The sequence below is a fragment of the Oceanospirillum sediminis genome, from assembly GCF_014164585.1.
GTDB classification, from domain to species: Bacteria; Pseudomonadota; Gammaproteobacteria; order Pseudomonadales; family Halomonadaceae; genus Oceanospirillum; species Oceanospirillum sediminis.
In genome coordinates this window covers 1-466 of record NZ_JACJFM010000129.1, presented here as the reverse complement: position 1 = coordinate 466, position 466 = coordinate 1, and the positions used below count along the sequence as shown (strand labels likewise).

Sequence of the window (466 nt, the reverse complement as noted above, 5' to 3'; positions counted from 1 at the left end):
ACCAAAGAATGGTTGAAATGGACAAAACAGCCCCAATAAAAAAGGAATAATACAACCATTTTGGTATGGATGTTACACTTTCGGTAACCTCCTCTACACCACCAAACCAATCTTGAAAAAGAAAGATGGAAGCATTTGCCAAAACTATGCCAGCACCAACAAACAAACTTTGCATTTGATACCCAAAACTTAGCTGACTGTTGGGCAGTTTATCCCCTACAAAAGCTCTGTAAGGCTCCATTGCCATATTGTTTCCTACATCCAAAATCCAAAGTAAGCCAACGGCAAACCACAAAGCTGGACTAAATGGAAAAGCAAACAAGCACAAACTACCTAATAATGCCCCAATCAAAAAGAAAGGTTTACGTCTTCCCCATCGAGGCGACCATGTTTTATCTGAAATAGCACCTATTATGGGCTGTATAATTAAACCCGTTACTGGGCCAGCTAAATTTAATAATGGTAG

1 pseudogene is annotated in these 466 nt (G+C 39.5%); it reads right to left on the bottom strand.

Annotation, left to right across the window (positions count from 1 at the left end):
* Nucleotides 1-466: pseudogene (locus H4O21_RS28125) on the bottom strand (MFS transporter); the annotation flags it as partial.